Source organism: Candidatus Enterovibrio escicola (genome assembly GCF_002464935.1).
Classification (GTDB): domain Bacteria; phylum Pseudomonadota; class Gammaproteobacteria; order Enterobacterales; family Vibrionaceae; genus Enterovibrio; species Enterovibrio escicola.
In genome coordinates, this window is sequence record NZ_NBYY01000009.1 from 63,364 (window position 1) to 78,317 (window position 14,954).

The following is a 14,954-nucleotide window of genomic DNA, read 5'->3' on the forward strand; positions in this document are numbered from 1 at the left end:
ACCTCATACTAAAATCATTATCACATAGCCACCACATGTTGCCAATATCTGGCCTAACCTCAAATAGGTTACATCGCCACACCTCCAGTACTGTGTTTATCTATTTATAGAGCCGCTCATAGCGATTTGCTCATCCATGCTTCTATCATTAAAATGTAGAGCACTTGCAAAAGCATCGACCTGTTATTTAGTGAACCTATCATAGCTAACCATTTGAATAAAATAGTGAGTTTTATCATAGTTCTACGCGATCTTGTCACGTTTTCTTATAATAATTTTTTGGGGAAGCTACATATACGACCTCACGATAAATCAATGGAGCCAAACGTTAAGCTTTAAACACCAAAAGAAAGTACTGTTTAATAATCAGCCTTTAGTACTTTTTCTGCCTTCACCTAGAGTGCGAAGAAGGCTTGTTAGCAAGCTTGATGCACCAAAGCGGTAGTGTGCATTATCTGCCCAATGACTACCAAAAATACGGTCAGCCATTACTAGGTATCTTGCTGCATCTTCTGTTGTACGAACACCCCCAGCAGGTTTGAAACCCACCGTCTCAGCCACGCCCATGTTTTTAATTATGTCCAGAATAATTTCTGCTGACTCTGGGGTTGCATTTACCGGCACTTTCCCCGTAGAAGTTTTGATGAAATCTACACCTGCTTCGATAACGATTTCCGATGCACGTTTGATCAGTTCATCTTTCCTCAGTTCTCCAGTTTCTGGGATAACTTTTAGGGTAAGATCCATACACACTATTTTACATTGCTTTACAAGTTCAGCACTTCTTTTTTCGTTGCCAGCCATCAACGTGCGATAAGGGAAAACAACGTCCACTTCGTCCGCACCGTATGCCACAGCAGCTTTGGTTTCTGCTACCGCGAGGGCGATGTCATCGTTACCGTGAGGAAAATTAGTGACAGTCGCAATTTTAATTTCAGGAGTGCCTTGTTTACGAAGTTGTTTCTTCGCCACAGGAATAAAATTCGGATAGATACAAATAGCAGCAGTGTTACCCACAGGGCTTTTTGCTCTCTTACACAATGCGATAACTTTCGCAGTAGTGTCGTCGTCATTCAACGTGGTCAGATCCATCAGTTTCAGAACACGCAATGCTACCGCTTGAAAAGCGTTCATAATTTTCTTCGATCTAAATACCCACAAGTAAATAACAAATGTAATGCAGATGCCAGAATAAACTAGGTTATAATTAAGTCTAGTGTACCTATAAGATTCTCAACTTATAAGTTTCCACGACAACATTTCTTGTTGCCACACACCGACATTTTTATTTATGATGAGTGTAGATATTCCACCGTCCTGCTGGTCATGTATTCAATAAGTTGAATCCAACGTAAAGTTAATATTCACGTACAATGAATAATGGCGATTACTTTATCGTGCATTTACATTAATTTTTGAGTATCCAATCGTTTCCCAATTTCGTCGTTTTAAGCGTATACGGAGAGGCAATTTTTCTATCAAGGCTTTGAGTATAGAGCTTGCCAACAATGTTGTTTATTTTCGGGAATGAAGTATCGTACACATTGGAACCGACCATGCACTAGAATGCAATATTAAATATGGATAAGCGATTTAAAAAATTGAATATTTCCTTTCACGTCAACCGAATGCGGAAACAATAATTTTCTTCAATTGAGGTTCCCAAGCATACCAGAACCAGCGGTGGATGTTTCTATTATCCACGAAAGACCATTGTTCATCTACTTCGCAGATAATCACCACTTCCTGCACATCAAAATGGAATGTGGTTACACCTGAATTTAAGTCTGAAGTGCGACACTTTCAAATCAGGCTGTTAATACCATTCCTTAAAAGATCAGGTTGCATAAACATTTTCTGAGGAAGAAGATTGATCTTTGCTTGAGCAAAGTAATATCTTCATACGTGACTATTTTAGGTCTGTCTCTTATTTTTACGTACTGTCTCAAAAGCTAATTAACATTTTAGTTTATCCCGCGTTACCAAGAAGAGTAAGGGTAGGAAAAGTAAGTTTTAACATCCAAAGCTTTTGCTTTCATCTTTAATAATGAGCAAGATCTCGACCATTATATGTCATCATCGTATAGACATGATTCTTGTATCGCATGCGTAAATAAATTGTCACTGCAGTTAGGACGTCTAGATGAATATTCATTCTGTCGTCACTGAGGTAAAGCCTTCCAGTAATACTTGCTCTAAAATGCAGGGTTCATCATGCAGCACTTTTTCTTTATCACAACACTTATTTTTGTCAACTCTGTCCTCCACCTATTTAAACATATTCCTCATACCATCTAAGTTTCCTGAGGTATAATCACGATAAATTTAGCAAGCATTTTCTCGAATAAACTCAGATCTGCATAAGTGCTTGCTTATTAAGCCGAGCCATCCTAATGTTCGGCTTCTTTGGTTGAAATGAATACGCGATGAGCCCTGCTAGCAAGTTGACCATAAAGCTGATATAATTACGGTGTCGAGAATGCTTGATTTGCAATGTGTTTTTTAGTTGATAACAGATCATCTCGATAATAAATCATTCTCTCAACATAAGACGATCCCAAGGCTTTATCACCTTTGCTTCCATGTTCTTACATGGATTCGTGATAAAACCAACCCTTTCCTCAGCGAGGATCTCCTCAAGGGAGTCAGATATATACCCTTATCTCCATAGAGTAACCCCCTGAGATTATTGGTTATATCAAGCACAGGTTTTATATCTCAACATTAGCTGTTGTTACCTTTACCGAGAGGATACCGCCTTGGTCGTTGATGATAAGGTGAAGTTTAGGGTTATAAAACCTCCCATAGTTCCCTTACCTTGTTTAGGTTCCCCTTCAAATCTAAGAGATCGTGGAATACATAAATTGTGATAAACCTATAACGTGATTGGATCAATAAACGATATGCCAATAGATTTGCTTAATGGTTAATCGGCGTAAGAACAAAAACCATATCAATTAACCACTAAAGAAAGAAAATAAATCTAAGAATACACCATGCTTTGGGTAGGAGAGCCTAACCAATTCCATTCCTCTCCCACAAAACACACATTTTAAGGGATTACGACCTACTACCTCTTCGAAAAGCTCTAAGATAGCTGATACGTTTGGTGTAGCTCATCCTTGCATCCACAAAGTCTCTTGCTACCCTCGCTATTACTTCATGCCACTTCTTAAAGCTCGCTGTCGCTTGAAGATCATGATATCTCATTCGTTGAAATCCTTTAGGAAGAATGTGTTAAACTGCCTGCCAATAAATATCTAAACATCCACTGTCTCATACGTTTTCAACTTCGTTTTATGTGATTGATCGTAATACCTGACTTGATGACCGTCATACTCAACTATCCTAGATAAGCCTATCGGCGGGGATAACAAATAGTTAGTTAGGTATCGTATTAACCCTCGGTAGCTTTTGCTTGGTACTTTATTTTTACAACCATTGCCAAGATGGGCATAGAAACCATCAGGTTATACTCAACCCAAAATCTGCATAGGCGCTTGCTTATCAAACCGAGTCATCTTGATGCTCGACTTCTTTGGTTGAAATGAATATGCGATAAGCCCTGTCAGCAAGTTGCCCATAAAACTGATACAACTACGGTGCCAAAATGCTCGATTTGGGATATGTTTTTTAGTTGGTCAGAAACGGGTTCAATAATAAATCGTTTCCGGAGCATCAAGCGATTCCAAAGTTTCATCATTTTAGGTTTCATATTCTTTTTCACACCCGTTATCAGTATCACTCCCTTGTCTGTAAATTCCCGCTCTAATGGACCAGAGATATAACCTTTATTTCCGTATAAAAATCCCCAAAGCTCGTTACCAATTTCCAATACAGGATTTCTATTATTCACGTTAGCCGTCGTCACTTTGACTGAGATAATACCACGTTAGTCATTGATAATAAGGTGTAATTTCAAACCGTAAAACCACCCTATCGTTCCTTTTCCTCGCTTCGCGGTACCTTTAAAAACCTGCTATCTGAAAAGGTGTAGGTTGTGATAAACCTGTAGCGTAGACGGATCAACGAAGGCAATCCCTGACGATGAGTGAGGGAAGAGCTAAAGAGGAACCAAAACACCTTGCATGAACTTGAGCATCCTCGTGTAGTTAACTAATTCAGGAAATTCGTTGGTGAGGTAGCGACAAACAAAGTGAATGAATAAGTTTTGAAATCTCGATACCCCGATTGATGGCAAGCTATCACTATCGTCATCACTTCACTAACTGAGAGGCGAGAAGGTTTGTTTCTTTGTTTGATACCAGAAGAAATTAGATGTTTTTCCCATGCAGGGAGGAAAGTCTAGCAGAAGTCGCCGAAAACGGCGACTACGTCATTCATGCACAAGTTCTTGTGCGGTCAATAGTTTATTTCAAACGATCAGATCGCGATTTTGGTATTTAATTTATTTCTTATGCACAGCTCAGGTTAATCACATATTGACGCACCGAAAACTCAATCTCCATTAACTTAAGTGAGTGTTTTTGCCAAAAAAATCGTAACTGAGATAACGATAAATGCCGAAACCCTTTCCAATCCTAGTTTGAAGGAAAGAATGCACCTTCAGCCAGTATCACATGTAAATATGGATTTTAGTTGCCATTACGGCAATGGGTATGGATGAAAATAATAACAGCAGTTTCACACGCATCGGTCTTAAAGTGCGCCTGAATTAACTCTGATAAGCAGGCTTCCGTCAAAATCATAAACCCTGAATACAAATGTTTCTGATTGGAGTGATTATGGAAAGGAATACGAAGTTGCTCAGGCAGTGTTAAGACAACTTGCCGATAGCTCACTCTAAGAAACAAGCGGACGCCTATTTTGAGCATACTCTCCCGTGTATAACACTTTCCACATTGCGGACAAGCTTTTCCCTTACAACATAAAGTTAACTTTATGTTGCCCTTTACCGTAACAAAAACATTGGAGCATTGGTAAGTGGCAAAGCCATTTTCTGAGCTTCCACACTTCAGCATTTTTGTGATTTCTGAATGATAACAATCGGTGTCATAGCGGGGATGATTGGATACGAATATAGCCCAATTCATAGTGATAATACGTTTAAAGTGAAGCAACTTCGATTTGATACCTTTGAAATTCATTCATGCCTTTTATCTGTTCAATTGTGCTAAAGGTATCATAGATATAGACATGCCTTAAGCCCCACCACATATAGCTTCTAGGAGGTAATTCCCAGGTGAAATAACAAAGGGGAACCAGAGCTTTTTACATCAATTAAAACATCAGTATTTAGCTGAGGCGTTGTTTCTAAAATATCTGAACTAATCTCAATTCCTACGATCAGATTATCATTAAATTAAGCAAGAAATGATGATGGGAAATGGAAAGGAAAATATTAAACACACGATCAACAGCTTGAAACAATATAATCAGCATTAGTAAACCGAGGCTTAGTCACTTTTTAAATACCGTGATTAAAATAGTACTGATGATGAAAAGTGTTTTTAAGCTCCCACTTCGTGAATTATAGGGCTTTCTTAATTCAGTTCTTATGTTGATGGATGTCCCGCTGAAATCCCCTACATACACTTACATTAATAAGCGTTCGAAAACCGTAGGAGTTAAGTACCGTTTGCCGAGTTTAGGAACTTTCGCCCGTGTCGTTATTGACGCCACAGGCCTAAAGGTATATGGAAAACGCATTCAACATGGGCAGGAGAACCAGCGTATCTAGCGCAAACTTCATCTCGCCGTTAATGTGTCTACTCATGAGGTTATTGTTGCAGAAGTTAACCTGTTTTCTGTGGGTGACAATGAGATTTTATCTACATGGCTTAACCAATTACAATGCAAGATACAGCAAATCAGTGTTGATGGAACCTATGATATAAGAGCATGCCACCACATACTGAAGAATAAGGGAATAACGCCAAGTATTCCACCTCGAAGCAACGAGATGGTACTGGGAGGAAGGGCATTCTAGGAATGAAGCGGTAAAGGAGTTGAAAGAGGACAGGAGTTATCACAAACGCTCATTAGCAGAGACAGCAATGTTTTACTATAAACAGTTGCTCAGCCCTCAACTCAGTCTTCGTAATTACAATGCTCAGGTTGATGAAGCACTGGTAAATATGAATAAGAAATGAACAAAGTTATAAGACCTTATATGCCTGTTCGCCTGCGGATAAATTAAAACTGTAAAAAAGATTTGGCTCAGTGCATTATGGGACGTATTTAATTAACAACGCTTTTATCCTTCAGCTAACGGAAAACAAATTACATATAATACGTTCTCAAATCTAGAAACTTAGATTGATAGAAAGAAACAATAATCATCAATATTGGTAAAAATAGCATTAGAATTATTCATGCCAAGTCCTTATGAGACTAATGATTTTATTCAAACAATCAAATCTGGACTTGGTCATTTAGTTCGTTTCTTATACGTCACTCAGGTTATACTAACCTCTTCTGTAAAGAAGAAGGCATTTGTTAATGCAAGTATCTAATTTTCATTTCGACCTCCCTGATTCGCTGATTGCTCGTTATCCGAAACCGGATCGCACCGCAAGTAGACTGCTTCAGCTTAATGGACACACGGGAGAGTTGAACCACAAGCAATTCACTGATATCGTCGATCTGATTGAACCTGGTGACCTGATGGTATTTAACAACACCCGTGTTGTCCCTGCTCGCATGTTAGGTAGAAAAGCATCAGGTGGTAAGATTGAAGTGCTGATGGAACGTATGCTGGATGATAAATCAATTATTGCACACGTTCGCTCTTCAAAATCTCCTAAACTAGGGGGACAATTATTCCTTGGTGAAAACGATGAATATGAAGCAGAGATGGTAGCACGCCATGATGCCTTGTTTGAGATCCGATTTACAGGTAAGCAAGCTGTGTTGGATATATTGAATCATATCGGCCATATGCCATTACCGCCGTATATCAATCGACCAGAGGAGAATTCGGATAAAGAGCGCTACCAAACAGTGTACAACAAAATCCTAGGAGCTACAGCTGCTCCAACAGCGGGTCTCCACTTCGATGAAAATATGCTGGTCACGTTGAAAGCCAAAGGAGTCAAAATTTCATTTATTACATTACACATTGGTTCTGGTACATTTCAGCCTATACGTGTTTCTAAGATAGAAGATCATGTTATGTATGCTGAATATGCGGAAGTATTACAAGACGTTGTGGATGAGGTAAACGCAGCCAAACTTCGTGGTAATCGTGTTGTAGCTGTAGGTACGACATCTGTGCGTTCGTTAGAAAGTGCTGCGTACCGTGCACCTCATGGAAAAATAAAGGTAAAACCATACCTAAGTGACACCAAGATTTTTATCTACCCAGGTTATGAATGGCAACTGGTGGATGCATTAATCACCAACTTCCACTTACCAGAGTCGACTCTCATCATGTTGGTATCTTCTTTCGCAGGTTATGACCAAGTCATGCATGCATATAAGCAAGCAATTGAAAACAAATATCAATTCTTTAGCTACGGTGATGCGATGTTTGTTACTCGTAAAACTCCTTAGACCTCGTTGCAATTACCCCCACAGAATGCTCGAATATTAATGGGTATATTATTTTTAAGGGGCTGTTCTTCTTTACTAACCGACAGATAGTTTTATCTATGTATAAATGAGACTACCTAAATAGCGCAGTAGCGCTAGACTGTTTTTCTGAAATTTCGGAGGTGTTGTGGAATTTTGGTTGATAAAAAAAGAAAGTTATGCACGTCGAGGGCGTCTTATTTTTGAACGTGGTACAGTGGAAACACCTGTGTTCATGCCAGTAGGCACTTGCGGTACGGTAAAGGGTATGACGCCAGAAGAAGTGGTAGAAACAGGTGCACAAATTCTGTTGGGCAACACCTTTCACTTGTGGCTACGCCCTGGTCAGGAAGTGATACGTGCTCATGGCGATTTGCATGACTTTATGAATTGGCAAGGCCCTATCTTGACAGATTCAGGTGGTTTCCAAGTGTTCAGCCTAGGTAAGACTAGCAAGATTACCGAGGAAGGTGTGTATTTTCGTAATCCTATAAACGGTAATAAAGTCTTCATGGATGCCGAAAAATCTATGGAAATCCAATACTCTTTGGGTTCTGATATCGTAATGGTCTTCGACGAATGCACACCATATCCAGTGACGTATGAAGAAGCAAAAAAATCGACCGAGATGAACCTCCGTTGGGCACAGCGTAGCCGTGATCATTTTGACAGTATGGGTAACAATAACGCACTATTCGGTATCATTCAGGGTTCAGTATATGAGGATCTACGCGATGAGTCGTTTGAAGGGTTGAGTAAAATCGGATTCGATGGTTATGCCGTGGGTGGTCTGGCTGTGGGTGAACCAAAAGAATATATGCACTGTATCTTGGAACATGTCTGTTCCAAACTTCCAGAAAACAAACCACGTTACTTGATGGGTGTGGGCAAACCAGAAGACCTAGTAGAAGGTGTTCGTCGTGGCATTGATATGTTTGATTGTGTCATGCCAACTCGGAATGCGCGTAATGGACACCTATTTGTTACTGGAGGTGTGATCAAGATCCGTAATGCAATGCATAAAAATGATACATCTGCATTGGATCCAGAGTGTGACTGTTACACTTGCCACAATTATAGTAAGGCGTATTTACATCACCTTGACCGCTGTAATGAAATCTTAGGTGCCCGTCTTAACACTATCCATAATCTACGTTATTACCAGCGCCTAATGGAGAGTTTACGTAACGCCATTGATCAAGGTACATTAAATAATTTCATTAGAGAATTCTATGCATCCCGTGATATGTAACAGAGGTCAAAGAAGACTAAGTTTTTACGTACTTTCGGCACAACATTTTCTCTTGAAAAAGAACTGACGGATAGACGTGGGATAAATTAAAAATATTCAGATTGATACGAGGACGTGACTAAATGTTTATTTCACAAGCCCATGCAGCAGAGGGCGCATCCCAAAATAGTATGCAGTTATTTATTATGCTGGGATTATTTGCTGTAATTTTCTACTTCATGATTTATCGTCCACAAGCAAAGCGTGTTAAAGACCATAAGAATTTAATGGTATTAATGGATAAAGGAGATGAAGTACTGACAGGAGGCGGTTTAGTGGGAAAAATCACCAAGATCTCTGAAAAGGACGATTTCATTGTTATTGCATTGAATGACAACAACGAAGTAACTATTAAAAAGGATTTTGTGACGGCAGTTTTGCCAAAAGGTACAATTAAGTCACTATAAATCCATTACCGTAAAGGATCACTAACAGTGATAAATAGATATCCTTTGTGGAAGTATATCATGATCGCGCTGGTGATATTCATCGGCGCCCTGTATGCACTTCCCAATATGTACGGTGAAGACCCATCAGTTCAAATCATCGGAGTTCGTGGTACATCGGTAAGTTCTTTGACTCTGGATACCGTTAAATCAACCCTAGAAAAAGAGAAACTTCCTTATAAATCTATTACCTTAGAAAAGGGCACAGTATTGGTGCGATTTTCTGATACAGATATACAAATTGCTGGACGTGATGTATTAAGCAGTTTGCTTGGTGATGATGTTATTGTTGCATTTAACCTTGCCCCTGCAACGCCAAGCTGGCTAGAAGCCATTAATGCCCATCCAATGAAACTCGGTCTTGATTTGCGTGGTGGTGTACATTTCTTGATGGAGGTGGACATGGACGCGACAATGGAAAAATTGCTAAGCCAACAGGTAGAAACTTTTCGTACGGCGCTGCGGGAAGCGAAAATTCGTTACCGTAGTATTCAAGCCAACAAAAACGAGCATGTTGAAGTGCTGTTCCATAATGGAGCAGACATGGATGCAGCCGAAAGTAAACTAGCAATATTGCATACTGATATGGTGTTTATCATCGATAACCTACATCTTTCTATTTCAGGCAGGTTCACTGAAGAGCGACTTCAGGAAATTCGTAATTATGCAGTCGACCAGAATATCACTATCTTGCGTAATCGTGTTAACGAGTTAGGTGTTGCAGAACCTTTGGTTCAACGACAGGGTGTAAGAAGAATTGTGGTCGAACTGCCAGGTGTTCAAGATACGGCACGTGCGAAGGAAATCCTAGGCGCGACTGCCACACTAGAATTTCGGGAGGTTGACGTTAGTACGAGGTTAATTACCACTTCCATTGACCGAATACCTCTAGGTAGTGAAGTGAAGCAAACTCGTGATGGTCGACCAGTTATTCTGAAAAAACATATCATTTTAGGCGGTTCGAGTATTACTGATGCGAGTGCAAGCTTTGATGAATATCATCGCCCTCAGGTTAAGATCTCGCTAGATAGCGATGGTGGTAGAAAAATGGCAGCGTTCAGTAAAAATCATGTTGGTAAGCTGATGGCCACAGTGTTCACTGAATATAAAGACAGTGGAAAGCGTGATAAACACGGTAATATCATGCTTTCTAAGCATGAAGAAGTGATTAACCAAGCAACCATTCAAACGGCGCTAGGTCGTAATTTCCGCATTACAGGGATGGACACGCAAGCTGAAGCGTACAATCTGGCTTTACTGCTACGGGCAGGTACCTTGACCGCGCCGATTTCGATTATCGAAGAGCGCACAATTGGTCCGTCCATGGGTCAACAGAATATTGATATGGGTATTCGCGCCTGTTTTTTTGGTATGACCGCGGTAATGATCTTTATGTTCATTTACTATCGTCGTTTTGGTTTATTTGCTAACTGTGCACTCTTTGCCAATCTCGTGCTTATTATAGGTATCATGTCGATGATCCCAGGTGTGACTATGACTCTTCCAGGTATCGCTGGTATCGTTCTGACCGTTGGTATGGCAGTGGATGCAAACGTGCTGATATTTGAACGCATACGTGAAAAACTACAGGAAGGCAGAAATCCTCAACAAGCTATTCACCAAGGTTATGCTAATGCATTTACGACTATCGCGGATGCCAACATTACCACGCTGATCACTGCAGTTATATTATTTGCTGTGGGTACTGGTGCAGTGAAAGGTTTTGCAGTAACACTCTCTATCGGTATTATGACGTCAATGTTTACTGCAATTATCGGTACACGTTCACTGGTCAACTTAGTGTATGGAGGTAAATGTATTGATAAGTTATCGATTTAGGGATCAATTAGTATGTTGCAATTTATAAAGGCAAACCTGTTAATCAACTTCATGCGTTGGTCAAAGATCGCTTTCATTCTCTCCTTGTTAATGATCGGGGTATCTGTATTTAGTCTGGCAACTAAATGGCTGAACTGGGGGCTTGATTTTACAGGAGGGACACTGATTGAAGTCGGTTTAGAACAACCAGCTAACTTGCCATTTATCAGAGAGTCTCTTGAAGCCGCAGGATTTGGTGATGCTGTGGTTCAAACGTTTGGAACTTCTCGTGAGGTTTTAGTACGTTTGGGCATTCGTGACGATGTGAAAAGGAAATTGTTGGGTCACCAGATCCTTGATATAATTAAAAAGGATACGGGTCAAATGGTTGAAATGCGTCGTATTGAGTTCGTTGGTCCGAATGTGGGTGATGAGTTGACAGAAGCAGGTGGACTGTCGATTATTGCCTCGCTGATGTGTATTTTGTTGTATCTATCTATTCGCTTCGAATGGCGTTTGGCAGTGGGTGCCGTTCTGTCGTTAGTACACGACATTATCATTACGTTAGGTATTTTCTCGTTCTTCCAGATTGAGGTGGATTTGACCATTATCGCGGCATTGTTGACGGTGATTGGGTATTCTCTTAACGATACTATCGTGGTATTTGATCGTATTCGAGAAAATTTTCGAAAGATGCGTAAAAGTGATGCGATTGAAGTTATTAACGCTTCTGTATCTCAAACATTAAGCAGAACCTTAATCACGTCTGGTACTACATTATTCGTAGTGATCTCACTGTTTTTACAGGGAGGTGCGATGATCCATGGCTTCGCTATTGCCTTATTACTAGGTATTACCATTGGTACGTACTCATCAATATATGTTGCCTCTGCATTGTCGCTTAAACTTGGGGTTACACGTGAACATCTTCTGCCACCACCTACAGTAGAGAAAGAGGGGGAGGAGTTCGATTCAATACCATAGCAAAGAATGGAAGCTAAATGACTTTTTTGACTTTTTTACTATGCAAACTTTAAAAGACAATCTCTTCGGAAGGGTAGTAGAGGAAAAATTAAGGTGTCTTACTTCCTCATTGCTTCAGTCGTGTTGTCGTGAATGTGTGCTAAAATGCCTTTAAGCACTTTCGTGCCGGCAGCAACAATGTTGCCTGATTGCATATAATTAGTACCGCCAGAGAAATCAGTACACAAAGCACCTGCTTCACGTGCAATCAATTCACCTGCAGCCATGTCCCAAGGTTTCAAACCTAGTTCAAAGAAGCCGTCTACACGAGCTGCTGCTACGTAACAAAGGTCAAGTGCTGCCGACCCTGTACGTCGGAAATCTGCACAATCAATGAATAGAGCACCTATAACTTTCATAAAGCCTTCAGAATGCTGCTTCGCTTTATACGGGAAACCTGTGGCTAAAATTGTGCCATATAAGTTCTTTGCATTGCTTACACGGAGACGCTTGCTATTTAACTGTGCACCATATCCGCGTTGAGAGGTAAATAGCTCGTCGCGTATTGGGTCATAAACACAGGCAACTTCGGTGCGGTCTTTAATACGAAGTGCAATAGAGATGGAAAAATGGGGAATTCCTTTAATAAAGTTAGTAGTTCCATCCAGTGGATCGATAATCCATTGGTAATGGAGATTGCTGCCTAGAATAGTACCTACCTCTTCGGTGAAGATACAGTGATTAGGGTAAGATTTTTTGATAACATCAACAATAATGCACTCAGCAGCAGTATCTATATTGGTAACGAAATCGTTAGTGCCTTTTTGAATGGTATTTACCTTCTTAAGGTTTTCAGCAGATTTAGCAATAAAATCACCTGCCTTTCGCGCGGCACGCACGGCTATGTTAAGCATTGGATGCATACAGATTTCCCAACAGATGTTCTAAAGAATGGAGAACACCTGCCGAGTGTATCAGAATCGTAAGAAAAAAGAAGTAGCTATTTGTTATCCATTTGCGATTAACTAACACCAAAAACAACGAAAATCCTATACCAATCTGGTAAAATACGATCGTCATAATTCTTTGAATGTATGTAGTGGTTCTTAAATGTTAGAAAATATTCATATTGTGCTTGTCAGTACTACGCATTCTGGCAATATCGGCTCTGCCGCTCGTGCAATGAAAGTTATGGGGCTCAAGAGTATGGTGTTAGTTGCACCTGAGTGCAATGTTGACAGTCAAGCTATAGCATTGGCTGCAGGTGCGCGGGATATAGCGAATAATGCACATATCGTTGATACCGTTGAAGAAGCTGTGGCGGATTGTGGTCTTGTGATCGGTACGAGTGCCCGAAGACGTACATTTGATTTGCCAATATTGGACTCGCGAGAGAGCGGTATTAAAGCGATTCAAGAATTAAGTCAGCATTCTGTTGCGTTTGTGTTTGGCCGTGAGCGTACGGGGTTGAGCAACGAAGAGCTTCAAGCTTGTCACTACCACGTTTTTATTCCAACTAATCCAGAATACGGTTCACTTAACTTAGCAATGGCGGTTCAAACTTTGTGCTATGAAGCGCGTATGGCGTGGTTAGGCCAAAAAACCACTACAAAGGGAGAAGTGAAAGAGCAATTGTATCCGTTATCCGAAGACTTGGAGTGTTTTTACACGCACTTAGAATCTGTACTCAACGAAACAGGTTTTATTAATAAACAGCATCCAAGTATGGTCATGACTAAACTTCGTCGCCTATTTAATCGTGCACGACCTGAAACTAAAGAGTTAAATATTCTTCGTGGAATTTTGTCATCAGTGGGAAAAATCAACACGGAAAAAAATAAAAACCATTAAGAACTGTTTGTCTTTTCTTTACAAAACTCGTTCAACAATACAATGATAGCCACATTAACATAACCTGAACTGCAAACTAGCTCTAAAGCACGATGTGATGCTCACTGCTCAGTAAAAGCACCATTTACCAGTATATATAGCTAGATCAAAATAAATTGGCATAATCCACATTATGATAAAACAATTCATCAATGGAATAGCGCTCTTTCCTTCTTAAAGACTTCACCTCTGCCCATTTATGTTTTATTGGCTTAAGATCTGTACTGTAAGGAGAAAAACACTCTAAAGCACAACCACGAGCTTCAATTGCTTCCAGTGTGTAGCTACGCTTATAAAACCTTGCATTATCCATAACAATCACAGCTTGCTCTGAAACTTTCGGAAGTAAATCTTGTTTGACCCATGAGTGACATACCTAGGCATTGACGCTTCCAATTATTAAGCTAAGCGTTAGAAACGTATGATTGATGATAACACCAATGGCGTTAACTCTTTCTTTCAAATGCCAATCATGAACTCCGTAGCATTAGCATCCACTTCATTTTTTAGAGTAACCATGCGTTCGCGGCATACTCTTGGCAAACCAACTTTCATATAAGTGTATGATAGGTATACCTTCTTTTTGATGTTGTTTTATGATTTTCCCGAAGTTTTGGCGTTTTTATTTACAATCTTTAGGGTGAAATAGAGTTCTTGTAAAGGCTATATTAAGGCACTTCAATGCATAGTGAATCGCAGGTTGAGTGCCATTAAATCGTTGTGCTCGCTACCACAGGTAATCATCAATAAACTCCTCTACATCCTTAAGTAAAATATTCTCATCAATTTTTGTAGCAGGTTTATTTTTCGTAATACAAGGCTCTACCTTATTAGCCCCACGAAATAAGGTCCGCATTCCAACATCAAAATTAATGCTTTTCTGTGCAAACGTTAATTCGTATTTTTCTTTAGTACGCCAGAACTCTCTGGCGTAAATCTAAACTATAAGCCATTCGCCTATTGTGCCCTATTATAATTATTTAGCTATAATACCTATGCATTTCAGATGACGG

The 14,954-nt window shown here is 40.0% G+C and carries 13 protein-coding genes and 5 pseudogenes; 8 read left to right on the forward strand and 10 right to left on the reverse strand.

The window, feature by feature from the left end; translation table 11 throughout:
- Positions 1-366: 366 nt before the first annotated feature.
- The 8 genes and pseudogenes from deoC to BTN49_RS01955 all read right to left on the reverse strand — a co-directional run bounded on the left by deoC (position 367) and on the right by BTN49_RS01955 (position 5,108).
- A complete protein-coding gene (deoC, locus tag BTN49_RS01935; RefSeq protein ID WP_097355788.1) occupies positions 367-1,134 on the reverse strand; it encodes a deoxyribose-phosphate aldolase in 768 nt (255 codons plus the stop codon).
- A gap of 486 nt (positions 1,135-1,620) precedes the next feature.
- A complete protein-coding gene (locus tag BTN49_RS01940; RefSeq protein ID WP_158523566.1) occupies positions 1,621-1,743 on the reverse strand; it encodes an IS1 family transposase in 123 nt (40 codons plus the stop codon).
- A 790-nt stretch (positions 1,744-2,533) separates the two neighbouring features.
- Positions 2,534-2,653, reverse strand: coding sequence for a hypothetical protein (locus BTN49_RS20000; protein WP_369073702.1), 120 nt, complete (start codon positions 2,651-2,653; stop codon positions 2,534-2,536).
- Between the two features lie 58 nt (positions 2,654-2,711).
- Positions 2,712-2,774: a hypothetical protein gene (locus BTN49_RS20005; RefSeq protein WP_097356046.1), complete on the reverse strand. Its 63-nt coding sequence runs from the start codon at positions 2,772-2,774 to the stop codon at positions 2,712-2,714.
- A 286-nt stretch (positions 2,775-3,060) separates the two neighbouring features.
- A complete protein-coding gene (locus BTN49_RS13720; RefSeq protein ID WP_158523567.1) occupies positions 3,061-3,210 on the reverse strand; it encodes a hypothetical protein in 150 nt (49 codons plus the stop codon).
- Between the two features lie 50 nt (positions 3,211-3,260).
- Positions 3,261-3,413 (reverse strand): annotated as a pseudogene (locus tag BTN49_RS20010) (transposase); the annotation flags it as partial.
- A gap of 63 nt (positions 3,414-3,476) precedes the next feature.
- A pseudogene (locus tag BTN49_RS21690) lies at positions 3,477-4,344 on the reverse strand (IS982 family transposase).
- Positions 4,345-4,595: 251 nt separating this feature from the next.
- Positions 4,596-5,108, reverse strand: a complete 513-nt coding sequence (locus BTN49_RS01955) for a transposase zinc-binding domain-containing protein (protein ID WP_097355790.1) — start codon at positions 5,106-5,108, stop codon at positions 4,596-4,598.
- Positions 5,109-5,509: 401 nt separating this feature from the next.
- Between BTN49_RS01955 and BTN49_RS21695 the strand changes: the two are divergent.
- From BTN49_RS21695 to secF, 7 genes and pseudogenes are all read left to right on the forward strand, one after another.
- A pseudogene (locus BTN49_RS21695) lies at positions 5,510-5,701 on the forward strand (transposase); the annotation flags it as partial.
- A 12-nt stretch (positions 5,702-5,713) separates the two neighbouring features.
- Positions 5,714-6,160: pseudogene (locus BTN49_RS01960) on the forward strand (transposase); the annotation flags it as partial.
- Positions 6,161-6,462: 302 nt separating this feature from the next.
- Positions 6,463-7,515, forward strand: a complete 1,053-nt coding sequence (gene queA / locus BTN49_RS01965; RefSeq protein WP_097355791.1) for a tRNA preQ1(34) S-adenosylmethionine ribosyltransferase-isomerase QueA — start codon at positions 6,463-6,465, stop codon at positions 7,513-7,515.
- 166 nt (positions 7,516-7,681) lie between these two features.
- A complete protein-coding gene (gene tgt / locus BTN49_RS01970) occupies positions 7,682-8,785 on the forward strand; it encodes a tRNA guanosine(34) transglycosylase Tgt (RefSeq protein WP_097355792.1) in 1,104 nt (367 codons plus the stop codon).
- Between the two features lie 122 nt (positions 8,786-8,907).
- Positions 8,908-9,231 (forward strand): preprotein translocase subunit YajC, encoded by a 324-nt coding sequence (yajC, locus tag BTN49_RS01975; protein WP_097355793.1) that lies wholly within the window; start codon positions 8,908-8,910, stop codon positions 9,229-9,231.
- Positions 9,232-9,258: 27 nt separating this feature from the next.
- Positions 9,259-11,109: a protein translocase subunit SecD gene (secD, locus tag BTN49_RS01980; protein WP_097355794.1), complete on the forward strand. Its 1,851-nt coding sequence runs from the start codon at positions 9,259-9,261 to the stop codon at positions 11,107-11,109.
- A gap of 12 nt (positions 11,110-11,121) precedes the next feature.
- Positions 11,122-12,072 carry a protein translocase subunit SecF gene (gene secF / locus BTN49_RS01985; protein WP_097355795.1) on the forward strand — a complete coding sequence of 317 codons (951 nt, stop codon included), beginning with the start codon at positions 11,122-11,124 and terminating at the stop codon, positions 12,070-12,072.
- 98 nt (positions 12,073-12,170) lie between these two features.
- On the opposite strand, the gene suhB is transcribed toward secF, so the two are convergent.
- Positions 12,171-12,974 carry an inositol-1-monophosphatase gene (gene suhB, locus BTN49_RS01990; RefSeq protein WP_097355796.1) on the reverse strand — a complete coding sequence of 268 codons (804 nt, stop codon included), beginning with the start codon at positions 12,972-12,974 and terminating at the stop codon, positions 12,171-12,173.
- A gap of 187 nt (positions 12,975-13,161) precedes the next feature.
- On the opposite strand from suhB, the gene trmJ reads away from it, so the two are divergent.
- The gene (trmJ, locus tag BTN49_RS01995; RefSeq protein ID WP_097355797.1) at positions 13,162-13,902 is read left to right on the forward strand and encodes a tRNA (cytosine(32)/uridine(32)-2'-O)-methyltransferase TrmJ; all 741 of its coding nucleotides are present in this window, start codon (positions 13,162-13,164) and stop codon (positions 13,900-13,902) included.
- A 145-nt stretch (positions 13,903-14,047) separates the two neighbouring features.
- Here the strand turns inward: trmJ and BTN49_RS14740 are convergent.
- A pseudogene (locus tag BTN49_RS14740) lies at positions 14,048-14,284 on the reverse strand (transposase); the annotation flags it as partial.
- Between the last annotated feature and the right edge of the window lie 670 nt (positions 14,285-14,954).

Coding starts and splice junctions, on each gene's coding strand:
- BTN49_RS13720 (WP_158523567.1), bottom strand. CDS start 3,210: ATGAGATATCATGATCTTCAAGCGACAGCGAGCTTTAAGAAGTGGCAT.
- trmJ (WP_097355797.1), top strand. CDS start 13,162: ATGTTAGAAAATATTCATATTGTGCTTGTCAGTACTACGCATTCTGGC.
- BTN49_RS01955 (WP_097355790.1), bottom strand. CDS start 5,108: ATGAATTTCAAAGGTATCAAATCGAAGTTGCTTCACTTTAAACGTATT.
- queA (WP_097355791.1), top strand. CDS start 6,463: ATGCAAGTATCTAATTTTCATTTCGACCTCCCTGATTCGCTGATTGCT.
- yajC (WP_097355793.1), top strand. CDS start 8,908: ATGTTTATTTCACAAGCCCATGCAGCAGAGGGCGCATCCCAAAATAGT.
- secF (WP_097355795.1), top strand. CDS start 11,122: ATGTTGCAATTTATAAAGGCAAACCTGTTAATCAACTTCATGCGTTGG.
- suhB (WP_097355796.1), bottom strand. CDS start 12,974: ATGCATCCAATGCTTAACATAGCCGTGCGTGCCGCGCGAAAGGCAGGT.
- deoC (WP_097355788.1), bottom strand. CDS start 1,134: ATGAACGCTTTTCAAGCGGTAGCATTGCGTGTTCTGAAACTGATGGAT.